Source organism: Candidatus Villigracilis saccharophilus (genome assembly GCF_016711665.1).
In genome coordinates this window covers 20,925-38,062 of the sequence record NZ_JADJSO010000063.1, presented here as the reverse complement: position 1 = coordinate 38,062, position 17,138 = coordinate 20,925, and the positions used below count along the sequence as shown (strand labels likewise).

17 protein-coding genes are annotated in these 17,138 nt (G+C 49.2%); 7 read left to right on the top strand and 10 right to left on the bottom strand.

What is annotated here, in order from left to right; translation table 11 throughout:
• Positions 1-243 precede the first annotated feature (243 nt).
• The 6 genes from IPL17_RS20025 to IPL17_RS20000 all read left to right on the top strand — a co-directional run bounded on the left by IPL17_RS20025 (position 244) and on the right by IPL17_RS20000 (position 8,194).
• Positions 244-459 carry a hypothetical protein gene (locus IPL17_RS20025; protein ID WP_345308854.1) on the top strand — a complete coding sequence of 72 codons (216 nt, stop codon included), beginning with the start codon at positions 244-246 and terminating at the stop codon, positions 457-459.
• On the top strand, positions 363-2,882 hold the full coding sequence (gene fdhF / locus IPL17_RS20020) for a formate dehydrogenase subunit alpha (protein ID WP_345308855.1): 2,520 nt from the start codon (positions 363-365) through the stop codon (positions 2,880-2,882). The genes IPL17_RS20025 and fdhF overlap by 97 nt, the downstream gene beginning before the upstream one ends.
• 25 nt (positions 2,883-2,907) lie before the next feature.
• Positions 2,908-3,354, top strand: coding sequence for a CBS domain-containing protein (locus tag IPL17_RS20015; RefSeq protein WP_345308853.1), 447 nt, complete (start codon positions 2,908-2,910; stop codon positions 3,352-3,354).
• Between the two features lie 96 nt (positions 3,355-3,450).
• Positions 3,451-5,022: a LysM peptidoglycan-binding domain-containing protein gene (locus IPL17_RS20010; RefSeq protein ID WP_345308852.1), complete on the top strand. Its 1,572-nt coding sequence runs from the start codon at positions 3,451-3,453 to the stop codon at positions 5,020-5,022.
• Between the two features lie 36 nt (positions 5,023-5,058).
• Positions 5,059-6,705, top strand: a complete 1,647-nt coding sequence (locus IPL17_RS20005; protein WP_345308851.1) for a peptidoglycan DD-metalloendopeptidase family protein — start codon at positions 5,059-5,061, stop codon at positions 6,703-6,705.
• Entirely contained in the window at positions 6,698-8,194 is a 1,497-nt protein-coding gene (locus IPL17_RS20000) for a LysM peptidoglycan-binding domain-containing protein (protein ID WP_345308850.1), read from the top strand. The genes IPL17_RS20005 and IPL17_RS20000 overlap by 8 nt, the downstream gene beginning before the upstream one ends.
• An 80-nt stretch (positions 8,195-8,274) precedes the next feature.
• Here the strand turns inward: IPL17_RS20000 and IPL17_RS19995 are convergent, their stop codons facing one another.
• The gene (locus IPL17_RS19995; RefSeq protein ID WP_345308849.1) at positions 8,275-8,733 is read right to left on the bottom strand and encodes an OsmC family protein; all 459 of its coding nucleotides are present in this window, start codon (positions 8,731-8,733) and stop codon (positions 8,275-8,277) included.
• A 3-nt stretch (positions 8,734-8,736) separates the two neighbouring features.
• Positions 8,737-9,309, bottom strand: coding sequence for a TlpA disulfide reductase family protein (locus tag IPL17_RS19990; protein ID WP_345308848.1), 573 nt, complete (start codon positions 9,307-9,309; stop codon positions 8,737-8,739).
• A 163-nt stretch (positions 9,310-9,472) separates the two neighbouring features.
• Here IPL17_RS19990 and IPL17_RS19985 point away from each other — a divergent pair, with 163 nt between their 5' ends.
• On the top strand, positions 9,473-10,207 hold the full coding sequence (locus IPL17_RS19985) for a NifU family protein (protein WP_345308847.1): 735 nt from the start codon (positions 9,473-9,475) through the stop codon (positions 10,205-10,207).
• A gap of 75 nt (positions 10,208-10,282) precedes the next feature.
• Here IPL17_RS19985 and IPL17_RS19980 read toward each other — a convergent pair whose 3' ends face one another.
• From IPL17_RS19980 to IPL17_RS19945, 8 genes are all read right to left on the bottom strand, one after another.
• Complete coding sequence (locus IPL17_RS19980; RefSeq protein WP_345308846.1) at positions 10,283-11,047, bottom strand: hypothetical protein; 765 nt, start codon at positions 11,045-11,047, stop codon at positions 10,283-10,285.
• A gap of 10 nt (positions 11,048-11,057) precedes the next feature.
• The gene (locus IPL17_RS19975; protein ID WP_345308845.1) at positions 11,058-11,855 is read right to left on the bottom strand and encodes a toast rack family protein; all 798 of its coding nucleotides are present in this window, start codon (positions 11,853-11,855) and stop codon (positions 11,058-11,060) included.
• A 1-nt stretch (position 11,856) separates the two neighbouring features.
• Positions 11,857-12,387 (bottom strand): hypothetical protein, encoded by a 531-nt coding sequence (locus tag IPL17_RS19970; RefSeq protein ID WP_345308844.1) that lies wholly within the window; start codon positions 12,385-12,387, stop codon positions 11,857-11,859.
• 172 nt (positions 12,388-12,559) lie between these two features.
• Complete coding sequence (locus IPL17_RS19965; RefSeq protein ID WP_345308843.1) at positions 12,560-13,489, bottom strand: NAD-dependent epimerase/dehydratase family protein; 930 nt, start codon at positions 13,487-13,489, stop codon at positions 12,560-12,562.
• A gap of 68 nt (positions 13,490-13,557) precedes the next feature.
• The gene (locus tag IPL17_RS19960; protein ID WP_345308842.1) at positions 13,558-14,331 is read right to left on the bottom strand and encodes a DUF4386 domain-containing protein; all 774 of its coding nucleotides are present in this window, start codon (positions 14,329-14,331) and stop codon (positions 13,558-13,560) included.
• A 69-nt stretch (positions 14,332-14,400) separates the two neighbouring features.
• Positions 14,401-14,835, bottom strand: a complete 435-nt coding sequence (locus IPL17_RS19955) for a hypothetical protein (RefSeq protein ID WP_345308841.1) — start codon at positions 14,833-14,835, stop codon at positions 14,401-14,403.
• 51 nt (positions 14,836-14,886) lie between these two features.
• Positions 14,887-16,164, bottom strand: a complete 1,278-nt coding sequence (locus IPL17_RS19950) for an NAD(P)H-dependent oxidoreductase (RefSeq protein ID WP_345308840.1) — start codon at positions 16,162-16,164, stop codon at positions 14,887-14,889.
• Between the two features lie 87 nt (positions 16,165-16,251).
• Positions 16,252-16,935 carry a TetR/AcrR family transcriptional regulator gene (locus IPL17_RS19945; protein WP_345308839.1) on the bottom strand — a complete coding sequence of 228 codons (684 nt, stop codon included), beginning with the start codon at positions 16,933-16,935 and terminating at the stop codon, positions 16,252-16,254.
• Positions 16,936-17,138 lie beyond the last annotated feature (203 nt).

Sequence of the window (17,138 nt, the reverse complement as noted above, 5' to 3'; positions counted from 1 at the left end):
TAATTTGGGAATGGCTGAACACAAGAAACATTCTGGAAAAATCAACAAAGCAAACTCTTCCTGCATTTTAGGACACCTTGGTAAGGAGTTCATCAAATGGTAAATCTCAAAATAAACGGCAAGGATATTCAAGCACCTGGAAGGGGATCACAGTATTGCAGGCTGCAGAACAGGCTGGCGTGACCATTCCGACCTTATGCGATCACCCCGGACCTGCATCCATACGGCGGCTGCCGCCTGTGCATGGTGGATGCAAAGGGCTGTCGCACACCGATGGCATCCTGCACCTTGCCCGTCAGCGAAGGGATGGAAATCAATACGCACAGCCCAGAGATTGAAAAGACCGCAAGACCATGCTTGAGATGCTTTTATCCAATTATCATGATGATGGATACGAGAATGGACAAAAGCAGGAGACCCAATTCATGCATTGGGTCAATCACTACGGGCTGGATGTAAAAGCGAGTATGTCGCCCAAGCCGCAGTATCAAGTGAACAGTGATCCGAATCCATTTGTTTTCGTGGATTTAAACAAGTGTATCCAATGCACAAGATGCGTCCGCGCATGTACCGATATTCAAGGTCGTTTCGTCTGGAGTATGGCGGAGCGGGGATTCAATGTTCATCCAGTCCCAGGCGCGGATACAGAGATGCTTGATGCGCGCTGCGAATCCTGTGGCGCATGTGTCGCCTACTGCCCCACCGGCGCGCTGGATAACAAGATGTCCATGGGCGCGGGCGTACCCGACAAAGTTGTGATGACCACCTGTACTTATTGCGGCGTGGGTTGTCAATTTGAATTGAATATCAAAGATGACAAGATCATCCGCGTCACTTCCACGGAGAAGGCGGCAGTTAACGGAAATCATCTCTGCGTAAAAGGCCGATATGGTTATGATTTTGTACATCATCCCGAGAGATTGACCAAGCCAAAGGTCCGCAGATATTTACTTGAAGGGAAGAAGAAACCAGTTATCAGTGGGCAGTGGACAGTGGACAGTGGTCTATGGGATTGGGTAGAAACAGATTGGGACACTGCGCTTGACATCACTTCTCAAAAAATACTTGGGATCAAAAGCGAATTCGGTGCAGACAGCATTGGTCTGCTCACCTCGGCGAAATGCACGAATGAAGAAAACTATTTGATGAACAAACTGGCGCGCCAGGTCATTGGCACGAACAACATTGACCACTGCGCCCGTCTCTGACACTCCAGCACGGTAGCCGGTCTGGCTGCCTCCTTCGGCTCGGGTGCCATGTCCAACTCAATGGACGATGTCGCAAAAGAAGCGAAAGCCTTCTTCATTATCGGTTCCAACACAACAGAACAGCATCCTGTCTTCGGAGCCATGCTCCGTCAGGCGGTGCGGCAGCGCGGCGCAAAACTGGTCGTGGCTGATCCGCGCAAGATCGACATTACTGAATTCGCCACACTTCATTTACGCCACAGACCCGGCACTGACATTGCCCTGATCAACGGCCTGATGTACATCATCCTCGAAAAAGGATGGGCGAACCAATCCTTCATTGACGAACGCACGGAAAACTTTGATGAGTTCAAAGCCACCGTGATGAACTATCCGCCGGAAGTGGTTGCAAAGACCACCAATGTGCCCATAGAAAAATTATATGAGGCCGCTGAAATCATCGCCCAGAATAGCCCGATGGCGGTGCTATGGGCAATGGGCATCACGCAGCATATCGTCGGCGTACGCAATGTAATGGATCTCGCGAACCTGCAAATGCTGCTTGGCAACATGGGTAAGCCCGGCGGCGGAGTGAATCCACTACGCGGACAAAATAATGTGCAAGGCGCATGTGACATGGGCGGATTACCGAATGTTTATACAGCCTACCAACCCGTCACGAGTGAAGATGTCCACGATAAATTTGAAAAAGCCTGGGGCGCAACCAGCAGCACCAAAGTCGGGCTGACCGTCACTGAAATGGTGCCCGGCATTCTTGATGGAAGAACCCACGCGCTATATGTGCTCGGCGAAGATCCTGTTATGTCTGACCCAGATACGAAGCACATTCGTCATTGTTTCGCATCGATTGATTTTCTCGTTTTGCAGGAAATCTTCCCATCTGAAACTGCCGCGTATGCAGATGTACTTTTGCCCGGCGTTACCTTCGCAGAAAAAGACGGCACATTCACAAACACCGAACGGCGTGTGCAGATGGTGCGCAAGGCGATTCCCACTCAAGGCGACGCGCGGGATGATTGGTGGATCACCTGTCAGATTGCAAAACGCCTCTTGGCCGGGACCAGTGAGCGGGTACAGTCCGAAGCGCCTTATTCTGGCTGGGACTATGCCGACACATCCGCGATCATGTCCGAGATCAATGCGTTGACCCCATCCTATGGCGGTATCACGCACGCAAGACTCGAAGCAGGCGAACGTCTGCAATGGCCATGCCCGACAGCAGACCATCCAGGAACTCCAATTTTGCACACCAAACAATTCACGCGCGGCAAAGGCAAGTTCATGCCGATCGATCATGTGCCGCCCGCCGAAAAACCCGATGACGATTACCCGATGTTGATGAGCACAGGCCGCGTGTTATATCACTGGCATGGCGGACAGATGACGCGCCGCGCCAAAGGATTGATGGAAGTGTACGGCGCGGCTTTGATCGAAGTCAACCCGAATGACGCGGAAAAGATGGGATTGATCGAAAAGAGCTTTGTGCGAGTCACATCCCGCCGTGGAAATATTTCGGCGCAAGCCTGGGTGACCGACCGTGTGCCGCCCGGCATGGTGTATGCGAATTTCCACTTCCCGAATGCATCGGCCAATGAGTTGACACACGCATCGCTTGACCCGGTGGCAAAAATTCCTGAATATAAAATTGTGGCAGTCAAAGTGGAATTGGCGTAAAATAGTGCCCAAGGAGAACCCGCCCATGACAACTGTCCGCAAATTACTCGAATCAAAAGAGACCGAAACCAATTATTCCGTGGCATCCACAGATACCGTTTTGCAAGCCATTAAAGTGATGACAGACGCCCATATCGGCGCAGTTTTGGTCACCGAAGGCGGGAAGATCGTTGGGATCTATACTGAACGCGATTATCTATATAAAGGTGAGATCGAAGGCCATGCGGCAAAAGAGACGATAATCAAAGACGTAATGATCTCCAAAATGGTCACAGTCACGATGGAGACATCCGCTGAACAATGCATTGGCTTAATGAGGCAGTATAACATCCGCCATTTGCCTGTTGTGGAGAACGAACATCTCGTCGGTCTGGTTTCGATGCGTGATGTGATGTTCGCTGTGATCGAAAACAAGGAAAGCGAGATACGCGGGTTGGAAAATTACATTATGGGTTCCGGTTTCCAATCATAATATCAATGAATTGCGGCAGGAGGCACAGAGTTAAATTCTGTGCCTCTTATGCTTTAATGACAACATATTCACCAATCCGCTGGTAAAATCCTGCTCATGTCATTTCAAAAAATCCTTTACGGCGTTTTTTCCGCCTTTCTACTTGCATCCTGTTCATCTTCAGCCACACCGCCTGTTATTTATGCGACGTATGATCCCTTTCTGCCGATCCCTGCGGGCACACAAGTCTTTACGGATGCAGATCCACAAGTATCCGTCACGGGAACACGCAAACCAACGCCTGCCCGCGCAGCATTGACAGTCTCACCGATCGCGGAAGATGCCGCCAATCAAGTTCAGGGCACGCCCACGCCCGACAGAGGCCGATTCCTGCCAACGCCCCGACTGGATGCGGAGCAATATGAAGTTTTGCCCGGCGATACTCTAATGAGCATCGCTGATCAATTTGGCATCAGCATGGAAACTTTAATGCAATCCAACAACCTGATCGACCCCAATTTTTTAACCGTCGGGATGCAGTTAAATGTCCCCGCTGCGGTGCCCGGGGATGTGGGTACTTCCTTCAAGATCATTCCAGATTCCGAGTTGGTATACGGCCCTGCCAGCATTTATTTCGACATCGGTGAATTCATTCAAAGCCAGCATGGATACCTGGCCAGTTATTCGCAGGATGTGAATGGACAATTTTTAAATGGCAATGAGATCATTCTACTCGTCGCACAAAATTATTCGGTCAACCCGCGTTTGCTTCTGGCATTGCTTGAATATCAAAGCGGCTGGGTGACAAATCCGCAGCCCGCCAACATCGACTATCCCATGGGAATGTTGGATGTAAACCACATCGGCTTGTATCGTCAGCTCACCTGGGCGGCTAATACACTAAACCGCGGATATTATTTATGGAAAGCGAATGCGCTTTCCACCTGGGCATTGGCAGACAGCACCGTCATTCTGATCGACCCCGCCATCAATGCGGGCACCGCATCGGTACAATATTTCTTTTCGCAGCTTGATGACCGCACTGCATGGGAAAAGGATGTTAACGGCACCGGCTTCCTGCTCACCTATTTTGTTTTCTTCGGCAACCCATTCAACTTTGCCATTGAACCGCTGGTCTCAACATCCATTACACAACCGCCCATGACCCTCCCATTCGAAAAGGGGCAAAGTTGGTATTTCACCGGTGGACCGCACGGCGGCTGGGATTCAGGCTCGGCCTGGGGGGCGCTCGACTTCGCACCACCGGGTGAAAGCGGTTGTTCCACAAATCCTCATTGGGTAACCGCCATGGCTGATGGGCTCGTGGTCCGGTCCGATGACGGGGCAGTAATGCAAGACCTTGACAATGACGGCTATGAACAGACGGGCTGGGTGATTTTTTACATGCATGTTGCTGCCGAGGATCGTATCCAAACAGGTCAATATATTTTTGCCAGCGAACGCGTCGGGCACGCATCCTGTGAAGGGGGTTTTTCAAACGCCACGCATGTGCACATTGCCCGCAAATTCAACGGTGAGTGGATCCCAGCAGATGGAAAGCGCCCATTTGTCATTGACGGCTGGACATCGAGCGGTAACGGTATAGAATATGATGGCTTCCTCTCTAAAGGACCTCAAACCATTGAAGCATTGGACAGAGCCGACCCGCTTAATTTGATCACACGCTAATTCAGAGTTAATCTCAGCGGATATAATCAATTCACCATGTATCGCATCTTCGCAATCATCATTGTTCTATCACTGAGTTTATCCGCATGCGCAGCATCCCCATCCATTTGGGGAGTTCCACAAACACCGACAGCAGATGGTACGCTGATTATCCCCCCGTCCCAAACTCCGCCCCCCCTCGACCCGTTTGCTGTCCAAGACGACCCGATCATCTTTCCCACATCAACCACTCCGCCCGCCATCGCGACAAACGCGGTCATTGCCTTAACTCCCCAATCGACAACGAGCAGTATAGAAACCATAAACACGCCGACCGCCACCCTTTCAATTGACACCACTGACGCCGCGCCATTCCTATACTACGCCCAAAGCGGAGATATGCTTTCCGCCGTCGCAAATCGCTTCGGTGTGAAAGAATCAGAAATAACATCAAATGCTGACCTGACCAAAACGACATTGATAGACCCCGGCACGCTGCTGGTCATTCCAAACCGCATTAATGAACTGACCACTCCCAATATTCAGATCATGCCAGACGCAGAGATCATTTTCTCCATCACCGCCGCCGAATTTGATATAGAAGAGTTTGTAGATCAACAAAACGGCTACTTAAGCGATTTTGAAGATTATCTGGGGTCGACTGGCAAGATCAAAGGCTCGGACGCGATCAAACGTCTTGCGCTTGAAAATTCCATCAATCCGCGGATGATCCTGGGCTTACTGGAATTTGAAAGTCATTGGGTACGCAGTCAGCCTGTGGACATATTTCACACAGAATACCCAATGGGATTCAACGACTATCACTACAAAGGCATGAGCGTGCAATTGGTATGGGCAGTCAACAACCTGTCGATCGCGTATTACGGATGGCGGGCCGGCACCTTGACTCATCTTGATTTTCCCGATGGATCCACTCTCCGCCTCGATCCGCGTTTAAATGCCGGTACGGTCGCGATCCAATATTTATTTTCACGTCTTCATAATCAATCGCAATGGGCACAGATCATTAACCCAACATCAGGCTTCCCTGCCATGTATATGGAAATGTTTGGCGATCCCTGGGAACTCGCAGATGGGATCAATCCGATCTTTCCGGCCGCCTTAAATCAACCCGCGCTTGTTCTGCCATTTGAGCCAAATCAAAAGTGGAGTTTTACCGGAGGACCGCATAACGGCTGGGGACAATTGAATCCAAAAATATATGGCCAGGTACACAGTGTATTCGCCGCGATTGATTTTGCTCCAGCCGCAGACCGCACCGGCTGTATCCCAACCTCAACCTGGGTTACTGCTTCGGCACCTGGGCTTGTTGTCCGCTCGGAAAATGGCGCAGTGATGGTTGACCTGGATGGAGACGGCTACGAACAAACGGGCTGGAATCTTCTTTATATGCACATCAGCCCAAAGGACCGCGTGGCAGTGGGAACATGGCTAGAGTCAAACGATCGTATCGGGCATGCATCTTGTGAAGGCGGAGTTTCAACCGGGACACATCTTCATTTTGCGAGAAAATATAATGGCGAATGGGTCACTGCAGATGGACCCATCCCTTTCGTCCTGAGCGGGTGGCGTGTTGTTGCCGGAGGAAAGGCTTATGAAGGTAAGCTCATCCGAGAAGACCAGTTTGTGATCGCCGATATAAATAGTGAAAGCAAATCAATTATTATCCGCGAAAATGAATAATATAAAAAAAGTAATTCATAGTTTCATCACCCTTTTTTTGACACTCCTGATCCTCATAACTTCATGCAGTCCACAGACAACCGATCAAAATGTGGGAACTGCCTCCGCGCCAGACCAACAGGATGATCCAACATTTTCGGTATTCGCACAAACTCCAATCCCTACACGAAAAACTTACGCCCCCGGCGAACTGGTTGACTACACTGCTCAAAATGGCGACACTCTTCCATCACTTGCTGCACGCTTTAACACAAGTGTGGATGAAATATTTCAAGCCAACCAGCAGATCCCACGCGACGCCACCACCATGCCACCCGGTATGCCCATGCGGATTCCCATTTATTACCGCGCTTTGTGGGGCAGTCCCTTCCAGAACATACCCGACCATGCCTTTGTCAACGGCCCTGCTGATATTGGTTTTAACACCGCCGCGTTTGTCGCCAATCAACCCGGCTGGTTAAAAGCCTATCGAGTTTATGTCAGCGGCGAAACGCGCACTGGTGCAGAGATGGTGAATTACGTTGCCATCAATTACAGCGTCAGTCCGCGCCTTCTACTTGCAATTCTGGAATATCAAGGCGGCGCGCTCACAAACCCTGAACAGCCGGTAAAAAAGAACTTGCTGGGGCTTACGCGTCGCTTTTGGGAATCGCCCTATCTGCAACTCGTCCTGGCGGCCAATATTCTAAACAATGGGTATTATGGCTGGCGGAACGGCACTCTGCTAGAATTTGAAGATACCAACGAGATCCTGATCAGACCTGACCCCTGGCAAAATGCTGGATCTGTCGCGACTCAATACTATTACTCAAAAATTTTTTCGGGAGATGAGTACGCAGCCGCCACCGGGCCGGGCGGTTTGATCGAGACATACGGAAAGTTGTTCGGCAATCCGTGGAATAATCCTTTGGTGCTTATCCCCGGCAGCCTGAGTCAACCTCCCTTTCTTCTTCCATTTCCAGATAACCAGATCTGGTCTTATACCGGCGGCCCCCACACAGGCTGGGGCACTGGCGAACCACTCGCCGCGATCGATTTCGCTCCGCCCTCTGAACAATCAGGCTGCGTGACTTCAGGCAGCGAGAATTATGCCACCGCGATGGCCAACGGACTTATTGTCCGCTCTGACATTGACGGCATCGCGCTTGACCTAGATGCAGACGGCGACGAGCGCACAGGCTGGGTCATCTTTTACCTGCATCTTGCCGCAGAACAGCGCGCACCTTTAGGTGCCGACTTGAAAGCCGGGCAGATGATCGGCTACCCTTCTTGTGAAGGCGGACACGCTACAGGTACACATGTTCATATCGCACGCAAATACAATGGTGAGTGGATTACAGCGGATAGCGCCATCCCACTGACCATGAATGGATGGATAACCCATAATGGAAGTAGAGAATACGAGGGGACTTTAACCAAAGGCAGCGGCATTGTCACCGCCTGTGATTGCGGAGACGCGTTCACCTCAATAAGCTCAGGGAACCCCTAGTTAACAAGCAATACAGCACAGGCAATTAATGCTGTATTGCTATATTAGATGATTAGGTGATTAGATGGCTTTCCAAAAATCTACTTCGGGGTGTATCGTCCTTCTTTCACCAGTGTAGTCGCGTTTTCATCAATTATTTTATAGACCAATTGTATCGGAAACGCCTTGCTCAACATCGCCTGCGCGGGGCAGTACTTCTCTGCTGACAATTCGATCGCGCGCAGCAAAGCGGATTCATCCACATCTTTTCCTGTGACAATATACTCGACCAGGGCATTGACAAACACTTTTGGATGCTCTTCAGCGCGATCCACATGCACAAATACCTGGAAATTGGAAACGGGTTGTTTCTTCTTTTGAAGAATTGAAATAACATCCATGCCCGTGCAACCAGCAAGCCCCATCGCTAAAAATTCCAACGGACGGGCGCCAGTGTTCCCGCCTCCAACAACAGTATCTGCATCCATTTTTTGCACGAAACCAGAATCTCCAACCCCACTAAAAGACATCCCGCCATTCCAATTTATTTTTATTTCCATGTTCTACTCCAAAATAATATCAGGCACATATTTCTCAAGGTTTGATTTTGAGATACCACCAATCCACATCAGACGGACTGTTCCATTGCGGTCGATCACATATGAACTGGGTAAGTTTGAGGTATTAAATTCACGCTCTGCCAAATAATCCAAGTCCAGCCAAACGGGGAATGTCAGACCAAACTCAGCCACAAAAGGAGCGACGACCTCAGGCGTTTCTTCCTGATCAATGGCGATCAATACAAAACCCTTCTCTTTATATTTTTCATAAAATTTTTGCAGGGTCGGCATTTCATCGCGACACGGGGGACACCAGGTAGCCCACAGGTTTACGAGTATCACTTTCCCCGAATAATCATCCAAAGAAACACTCCTGCCTGATAAGTCGGTCAGGTCAAGTTTCGGAGCGGCAAAATCCACCTGGACCGGAACAGTTGAAAAGTCCTGGGAAGAAGCGGCAACATCAGATTTGTTTTTCATTAAAAGGAAGAGCATGGCCCCAATCGAAACCAAGCCAATGCCGATCATTAGCATGGCATAGAAACGGACTGGGGAAGGTCGGTCTATTTTCTTCATGGTTCACATCCAATAAGGCGAATTGAATTTTTGAATTTAGTTTTGGTATTTCTAAAAGTATAACTCAGGAAAACAGGCGCAAAATAAAAACGGGAAAAATGTCACTGACTTTAGGATATTTAGTACTGGAAAGTTGTCCAGACCTTGATTAACATGGAATCAAATGTTGGATTCTACCGAACACATCCCGCTCTTCCAAAACCTTGAACCTGCTCAAATGGATTTGTTAATACCTCTATTTGAGAATTTTTCATGTGCGCCTGAAACTCTGGTCTTTGCACAAAATTCGCCGTCCACGTATTTATATCTAATTTTAGAGGGTACGATCCAGGTCCAATACAAGCCTTACGATGGTCCGCCCATTACCGTTACAAATTTATCCCAGGGAGATGTTTTTGGGTGGTCTGCTGTTGTAGGAAGCCATTATACATCCAGCGCGATTAGTAAATCTGGAATAAAAGCGCTTCGCATCCGCGGTACAGACCTGCGTAGTTTGATGAACAAACAACCTGAAAGCGGGCAGACGATTTTAGACCTGCTGGCTAAATTCGTCTCTTCCCGCTGGAAAAATGCGCACACGCAGGTACAATCCATTTTGAAGAGCAAAGTATCCGGCACAGAAATCCTTGAAAAAACCATAAAGGAGGAAGCAATGGAATTGGTAAATTTGGAATCCCAGGAACTACAATTACGCGGATTGCTTGAACGCCTGAGCGCGTATGTTGAGCAGTTTCATGGCGGAACCGTGGAATTCGTTTCATTCGACGGCGAGACGCTAAAAGTACGCCTCGGCGGAGCCTGCCTTGACTGTCCGTTATTACCATCTACATTACATGGCTGGGTGGCCGGTACTGTCCACCAATTCTTCCCAGGGGTAAAAGTGGTGGAAGAAAAGTAGATCCTGCCAAGGTCAGAAATAAAACAACACACCCCCGAATTTTTCGGGGGTGTGTTGTTTTGAAGCAATACGGTTTTATCGATTGGCAGTGAAGTATCGAAATAATACAAACCCACCTGCGGCAATTAGCACAACTGCCCAAAGGTAATTCGCGAATTGCAGCAAGGAAGCAATCCCAAGCAATCCCATGATCCCCAGCGCGAACGCGGGCCAGTAAGCCCATTTCATCCCTGCAAGTACGGCAACCAGCAGAAATGTGATGGCGAGGCCGAAAAAGAAAAAGCCTGCGGATTGAAATCCGCCAAACTCGCCTGCAGCGACAGTCATCCCTGCAAGTGTGGTCAACACGCCAGCAGGGATAAGCGCCCACCAACGTTCGGCGCGATCGGTGAGATACACGATAAAAAAGGAAAGACCTATTCCGCCAAGGAAGATCATTCCGCCAAATTCTTCAAACTGTTGAGTGGCAAGGATCATCACAGCCAGCGCGGTCAATACGCCGGCTGGAATAATCGCCCACCAACGATCAATACGGGCAGTGAAATATACATACCAAAATGAAAGCGCAATACCGCCAAGAAAAACCGATCCGCCAAAATCTTGAAGCGGCTCGGGCAGCAGGATCAATACACCAAGGGCAGCGAGTGTAAAACCAGGGAATGCGCTCCACCAATGACCGCCAAAAAGCAAAGTTAAAAAAGCCAGTCCGGCAGCCAGGAATAATCCGCCCCAAAAATAACCAGAGGCATTATTTAGGTAACCGAGAGCCTGCGCCAACGCAAGTCCACCGCCGACAAGGAGCAATACACCAAATACAATTCCCGGGTCAAATCGTTTCATATCATCCTCTTTATTTTACGCGGACAGAAGCAGCACCAGCATCGATGGTCATGTCAACAGAATGTTCGGCAGAGTCAAAATCGGGGGACTGATAATAACTTCCATTGCGTGGAAATCGCGCCTCGTTAATCTTGAAATCCGCCGCACCCAGTGAGGGACGGATCCGCGCAGAAAGACCTTCAGGGATGACGACTTCAAGTGATGCAGCACCAAGATCCAGGTCCGCACGGAAGCGTCCACGCACAGGCAGGGTGATCTTTGTTTCACTTGCGCCAGTATCCAGGTCCAAGCCTGTGATATTCATATCCCTCAAGTCAATATCAGATTTGTTCGCGCCAAGATTTAAGTTGAGCGCCATCGGAATATTAGGATTTAGCGCGAGATCCCAATTGATCTGTGAATTGGGACCAAAGAAAGGGAGTTTTATAAAATCGTTGACGGGTCTCATTTTGACGTCAAGGCTGTCTCCGTTTCGATTGGCTTTGTGTTCCAATCCGCCAGAAAAAGAACCGTGTGCCAACTCGTTGGCATTCGCGCCGCTATGAATTTTTAACTCACCCGCGCCATGATTGATCTTAACATTGGCAGAAGAGGCTCCCTGCAGGTCAATGGAAATATTTTCCATTTCAACCTGCCCGCGAAAGAACACACCAACCAGAACCCATACACCCGCACCTAGAAGAGCGATCGGCCAAAAGAGGTCCGTCGGCGGAGTGCCGTTTGGAAGTCGAACCCCCATCTCACTGGCAAGCATCAAACCACCAATGAGAAGCAGCGCAGCTCCCCAGACCAATTGATTGCGTCCCATTTTATTCTCCTTTGCTGCGGTATGAGCGGTACAGTCCGCTGCCGAGCACCCAAACACCGAGCAGGATCAGAAGGATCGCAGGACCAAAGTTACCAAGCAATGACCAACCGCCCAGGAAGGATGCAAAGACAAGAAAGAGCACTGCGCTGATCACCATCAAATTAAGGCCATGCTTTAAATTACCCGCCGTATTTTCACCGAGAATACCGGCAAGGACAGTTCCCACACCCACAAAGCCGGGGATGAGAGCCCACATATAGGACCAGGATGAAGAATCCTCAGCGATCTGTTGATAATAAAAAATACCGCCAAGTCCGGCCACGATCGCGGCAGGCACCGACATTCCGGGTTGACCAAGTACAAGGCCGAGAATAAAGATCCCGCCGCCGATCAAAAACATATTCATCGGCCACCGAGTATATTGCTCAAAGGTGTTGTGGAAAGCGGGTACATTTTTATCAATGAGGAACCACGCGCCGAGTAAAATGAGGATAACACCAAGCGCCAATTGGGAACGACCTTGTTTATTCATGCTGTATTCTCCTTATATAATTCTTCACTAATAGTTTATTACTTTTCGGATAAAAAGCAAAGTCCTTGTTGATATACGGTGAAAAGCAGGAATAGTTGTGAAAAACAAGATACAAGCCGTGTATTCTTTCACAGCTTGCATCTTGTCAACATATTTACAAATTTTTATTACTTTATTTGCACCATTCAACAGTAGCGCGCATGGCATCTTTCAAGGGTGTTCCCTGCCAGCCAAAGGCTTTTTCGGCCTTGCTGGAATCCATGATGAAGGGCTTATCCCATTCGTAAAGCATTTCCACTGATTCACGCATGGCTGGGATAAACAAACCAAGAAAGCTCATCATCATTTTACCTGCGGCCATAAATTTGACCTTGCGGCCAAGTACTTCTTCCATGATGCGGACAAACTCAATTTGCGTGATCGGAGCAGGAGATGGCGTAAACCAGGTCTGTCCGAGCGCTTCCTCGTGTGTGCCAAGGGTTGCCAAAAGTTTTCCAAAATCTGCGACATATGAAAAAGTATGCGGCTGGTCGGTTCTGCCAAGCAAGTTTATAGATTTACCCGCCAAGGCCGGACGAATGGCGTAATCGGTTACAGCCGTATCGTCGGGGCCAAAGAAATTAGACGCACGCCCAATTGCAGCACGAACCTTTCCAGAGCGATGCGCTTCCATCACGGCTTTCGCCATTTCAGCGCGGACCTTTCCTTTTTTGGTGTGCGGCTGGTAAGGCATATCTTCACGAATAGGTTGACCGTTTGTGTCACCGTACATGTAGAGATTATCGCCGACGATAAACTTCGCGCCGTTGGCAGAGACAGCATCCAAAATCGCCTTTTGCATGGGCGGGAATTTTTCAGCCCATTCATGATATTGAGGCTGGGCACATTGATACACTGCCGTGGCACCTTTGGTGAGTTCGATATTTTTGTTTACATCATAGGCATCGCCTCTGACAACTTCCACTTCAACGGGGATGCGGGAATCTGCTTTGCCTGAGTGACTGATCATACGGACGGGTTTGCCCAATCTGACCAATTCACGCGCTGTCCACTTGCCAAGCGCGCCTGTACCGAAAATTACGTGCAATTCATTTTGTGACATGATTGATTTTTCCTTTTTATATGTTTTCAGTTTGAGGGTTGTTCTCTTTCAAAATCGGAAACGAACAACTATAGAAACGACGGGATTACATTTGCCAGATACAACACCAGTCCAAGGAGCCAAACGCCCCAATGAACCGTTTGCGGACTGGTTTCATCTTTTTTCTGGAACAGCATAATGGACATGATCAGCACCCAGACCACATACAAAGCCCAAAGTGCGATGGAAATATCCCCCAGAAAACTCAAGGCGTTGGCATTGACCGATTCGTAGCTCTGAATGAAAAGCGCAACGCCTGAGATTAATCCGAGCCAGGCAAGTTTTTTATCAAAAGCGTTGTTTTGGATAAGAACAACGCCCAGCGCAATGAGCCACAAACCTGTGAACAACGTCCCCAAATGTTCGCCAACCGTCATGCCCATGTAGGTGTTGGCAAATTTTTCCAGAAAGAAAATGGTCTCTGAAGCGATTTCTTTGGTACTGTAGGCATTCGACAGCATGGGAATGAGAATCACCCAGCGGAAGAAGCCCAACATCTGGAACACTCCTGACAACACGCCTGAAGTCACCGCGAACAAATCCAGCATCCGACCTTTTTTGGTGATCTGATAGATTGCCACAGCCATGTAAACCTGCAGGATGGATGTCACTGACATCATGTAGTACGCCAAAACAATGGTTCCCTGATTTGCCTGGAAAAGCGTAAAGCGTTCATCGGGGCTCTTGCGCAAAATATCGGGGAAGTCAAAAGAACTCGCCAGCATCAGATTGCCAACGATGATCAACAGGAAAAATCCCAGAAAAACCAGCGAGGTCGTTTTGTAATCTGTTTTCGTAATCATTGTTATCATTCTCCTTTTTTGAAGGCTATTGAATAAGAATTGGTTGATCTCAAAAAACACGTCCATAATCTACGCTGGCGGCATGGGAGCCGAGAAACCAGATTGCATTGTCTCAGGCGCAGTGCGGCCCGCTGCCTGCAAAGGCGAAGGATGCTTGACCTTCGAGAGCTTGCCCTCGGTCAATATGCGGCGATGCGCTTCTTCCCAAGTGGGCAATTCAGTTCCATCCTGCTGCCAACGGGCTACCGAGGCTTCCGAGCACATCTCAGAAAGGAGGCGCATGGCGATCTGATGCGCGCCCGAACTGCGATATTTTTTCATCTGTGTTTCATCTGCCCAGACTGTCTTTGTCCAAACAACGTTATTCTTCTCGAAGCGTGTTTCTACACCGAAAATGCCATCCGCTTTTTGCGCTTGCGTTCCGGTCCGCATGGCGTGGAGCAGGAATACGGGCATGTAGAAAATGGATCGAACACGCAGACGGGTAATGGATACTGTATACATTTTATTTCTCCTGTAAGATTCATAGAAAGGTTTTGATACTCAACCGTCAGATTACACTTTTTCATACGGACGGGCGGCGAGGTCTTTCACGACATATTGTTTGGCTTGCTGCTTCCAACCGATGCCGCCAAAAAGTTTATATAACCAGTTGGGGATGAATGGCTTGGCAAAAATATCACGCGCTTGCTGTGAAATTGGTTTGCCAAGCGCAAGAGATGTCGCGGCCAGTTCGAGGCTTTTCTTAAGTGGCAGAGCGCGTCCATCCATTTCGTTGAGCGGCACACCGTGAACGAGTCCTTCGCCGCCACCAAGAGATAAAGAGTCAAGCCAGGTCATGCCCGTCTCTTTTGCGAATTGTTCACAAATGGCAAGCGCTGTGTCGTTATGTTTGGCTTCGGGGAAGCCACAATTCGCGATCGCGGCAAAACTTTGTGCCATATTCACGCTTGCACGATGCGCAGCAATTTTTTCCAGTGCGGCGATAACAGGCGCAGGCAGGTTGTCAACATATAAAGGAAATGCCAAAACGATAAGGTCAACTTGGTCTAGCTTTTCCAAAGTGAGGCGAGTCTGTTCTGCGGAGTTGAACGAGGTGTACACCTGAATGGTTTCGGTCTCAACACCGCGCGCGTTCAACTGCTCCATAAGGTAACCGCCCAGCGAAGCGGATGTGCTTTTTTTCGTGCGCGGACTTCCCACAAGCAATGCAGCACGGCGAATGGGAGATTCATCAGCGGAGGAAATTTCTATTTTGGAAAGAGCAGGCATGGGTGAGGATGAGGCGCTTTTTATTTCATCCAACCAGCCTCGAATCTGATCATCCAAATTTTCCTTTTGATTCACCAATCCACTGACCGAAGTGATTGCGTACATGTTGATGGCGTTGCGGTGAACAAGCTGACGAAAGACCGCTTCAGACTGCGCGTTGGGTTGATCCATCCATCCGACAGTGAGGACATCGGGATAGTTTTTGTAGCGCGGCTGATGATGGATCTCGCCATTGATGGTGGCAAAGAAGGGTGAAATATTTTGGATCTGGTGATCGACCATGCGCTTGAGCGCGGAGGAATATCCGCCGAACGTGACAGGCGTGAGATAAATGACCAGATCGCTTTGCATGATCTTTTCAGCAATGATGCGGTTGTCATCATTGGTGTTGCACATGCCGGGGCTGCGCACCCAGCATAAGAAGTCGCCTGCGCAGTTGCCGATTTTTTGTTCACACAGAACAAGGGTTTCTACATTTGAAAGTTGGGCCTGCAATGACATTTCGATCTTTGCAGATGTCGGGTCGTTCGGTTGAGAGCCGTCGAGAATTAATGTTTTCATGTTTCACCTTAATTTGGCAGCATTTGAGCACCAGATGTGATGTGCCACATCACCTGGGTTGAATATGTTGGATAACGATGTCAGATATTACAGGTATTGACTTAGGATGTTCTTGATCTCACGACGGAAGAGTTCGCCAAAATCAGTGATGACTGGGGGAACGTGATGACCGATCTCGAGCATGACCAATCCATGCACACGACTCCAGATGACGGCGGTCAGATACAACACTTCGACATCGGCATTGCCGCCGTAGTTTTTCCAGGCTTCGAGCATGGCCTCAAGTTCAGGTGTCAGTGCTGATAAACGTTCGAGTTTCAATTGTCCGCTTGAATATAAAGCCTGCAGAGTCATAGTCAGCGGGATAATGGCACAGGCTGCTGCGGGCATGGTGATATTTTCGGGAGCAACATAGTTCGGGATGGGCGTGCCAAAGATCAAAAGATAACGCTGAGGATAAGTAATCGCCCATTCACGGTAGGCAAGCCCGAGCGCAGAAAGACGTGCTTTTTGATCATCCGTGGGCACCGCGTCAATTGTGGCTTGCTGGGACTCCCCCAGCGAAGTGTAGGCATCCACGATCAGGGCTGTGACGAGCGCATCACGGTCAGGATGGTAGTTATAGATGGCGGGCGCTGTAATGCCCAATTCACGGGCAATGGAACGCAAGGACAGGGTCGCTGCGCCCGTCTCGGCGATCTGTTTCCAGGCTGTCTCTTTGATGGCTTCCTGCAAATTGGGTTTTTGTTTCTTGAGTGTCGGTCTGACCATTTTCTGCTCCTGATTTACTTTACGCCGTAAATATACAGTGTAAAGTAAATATTGTCAAGGGGGAAACTAAAAGACTTCGGAGTTCTTGCAGAACACCGAAGTCTTTTAGAAAAAATATCTTTGCAGAATTATGAAACAGTTGTATAGTTGGCGTAAGTGCGGGAGATTTATCATTCTATGCTCACCCCACCCGCCAGTACCCC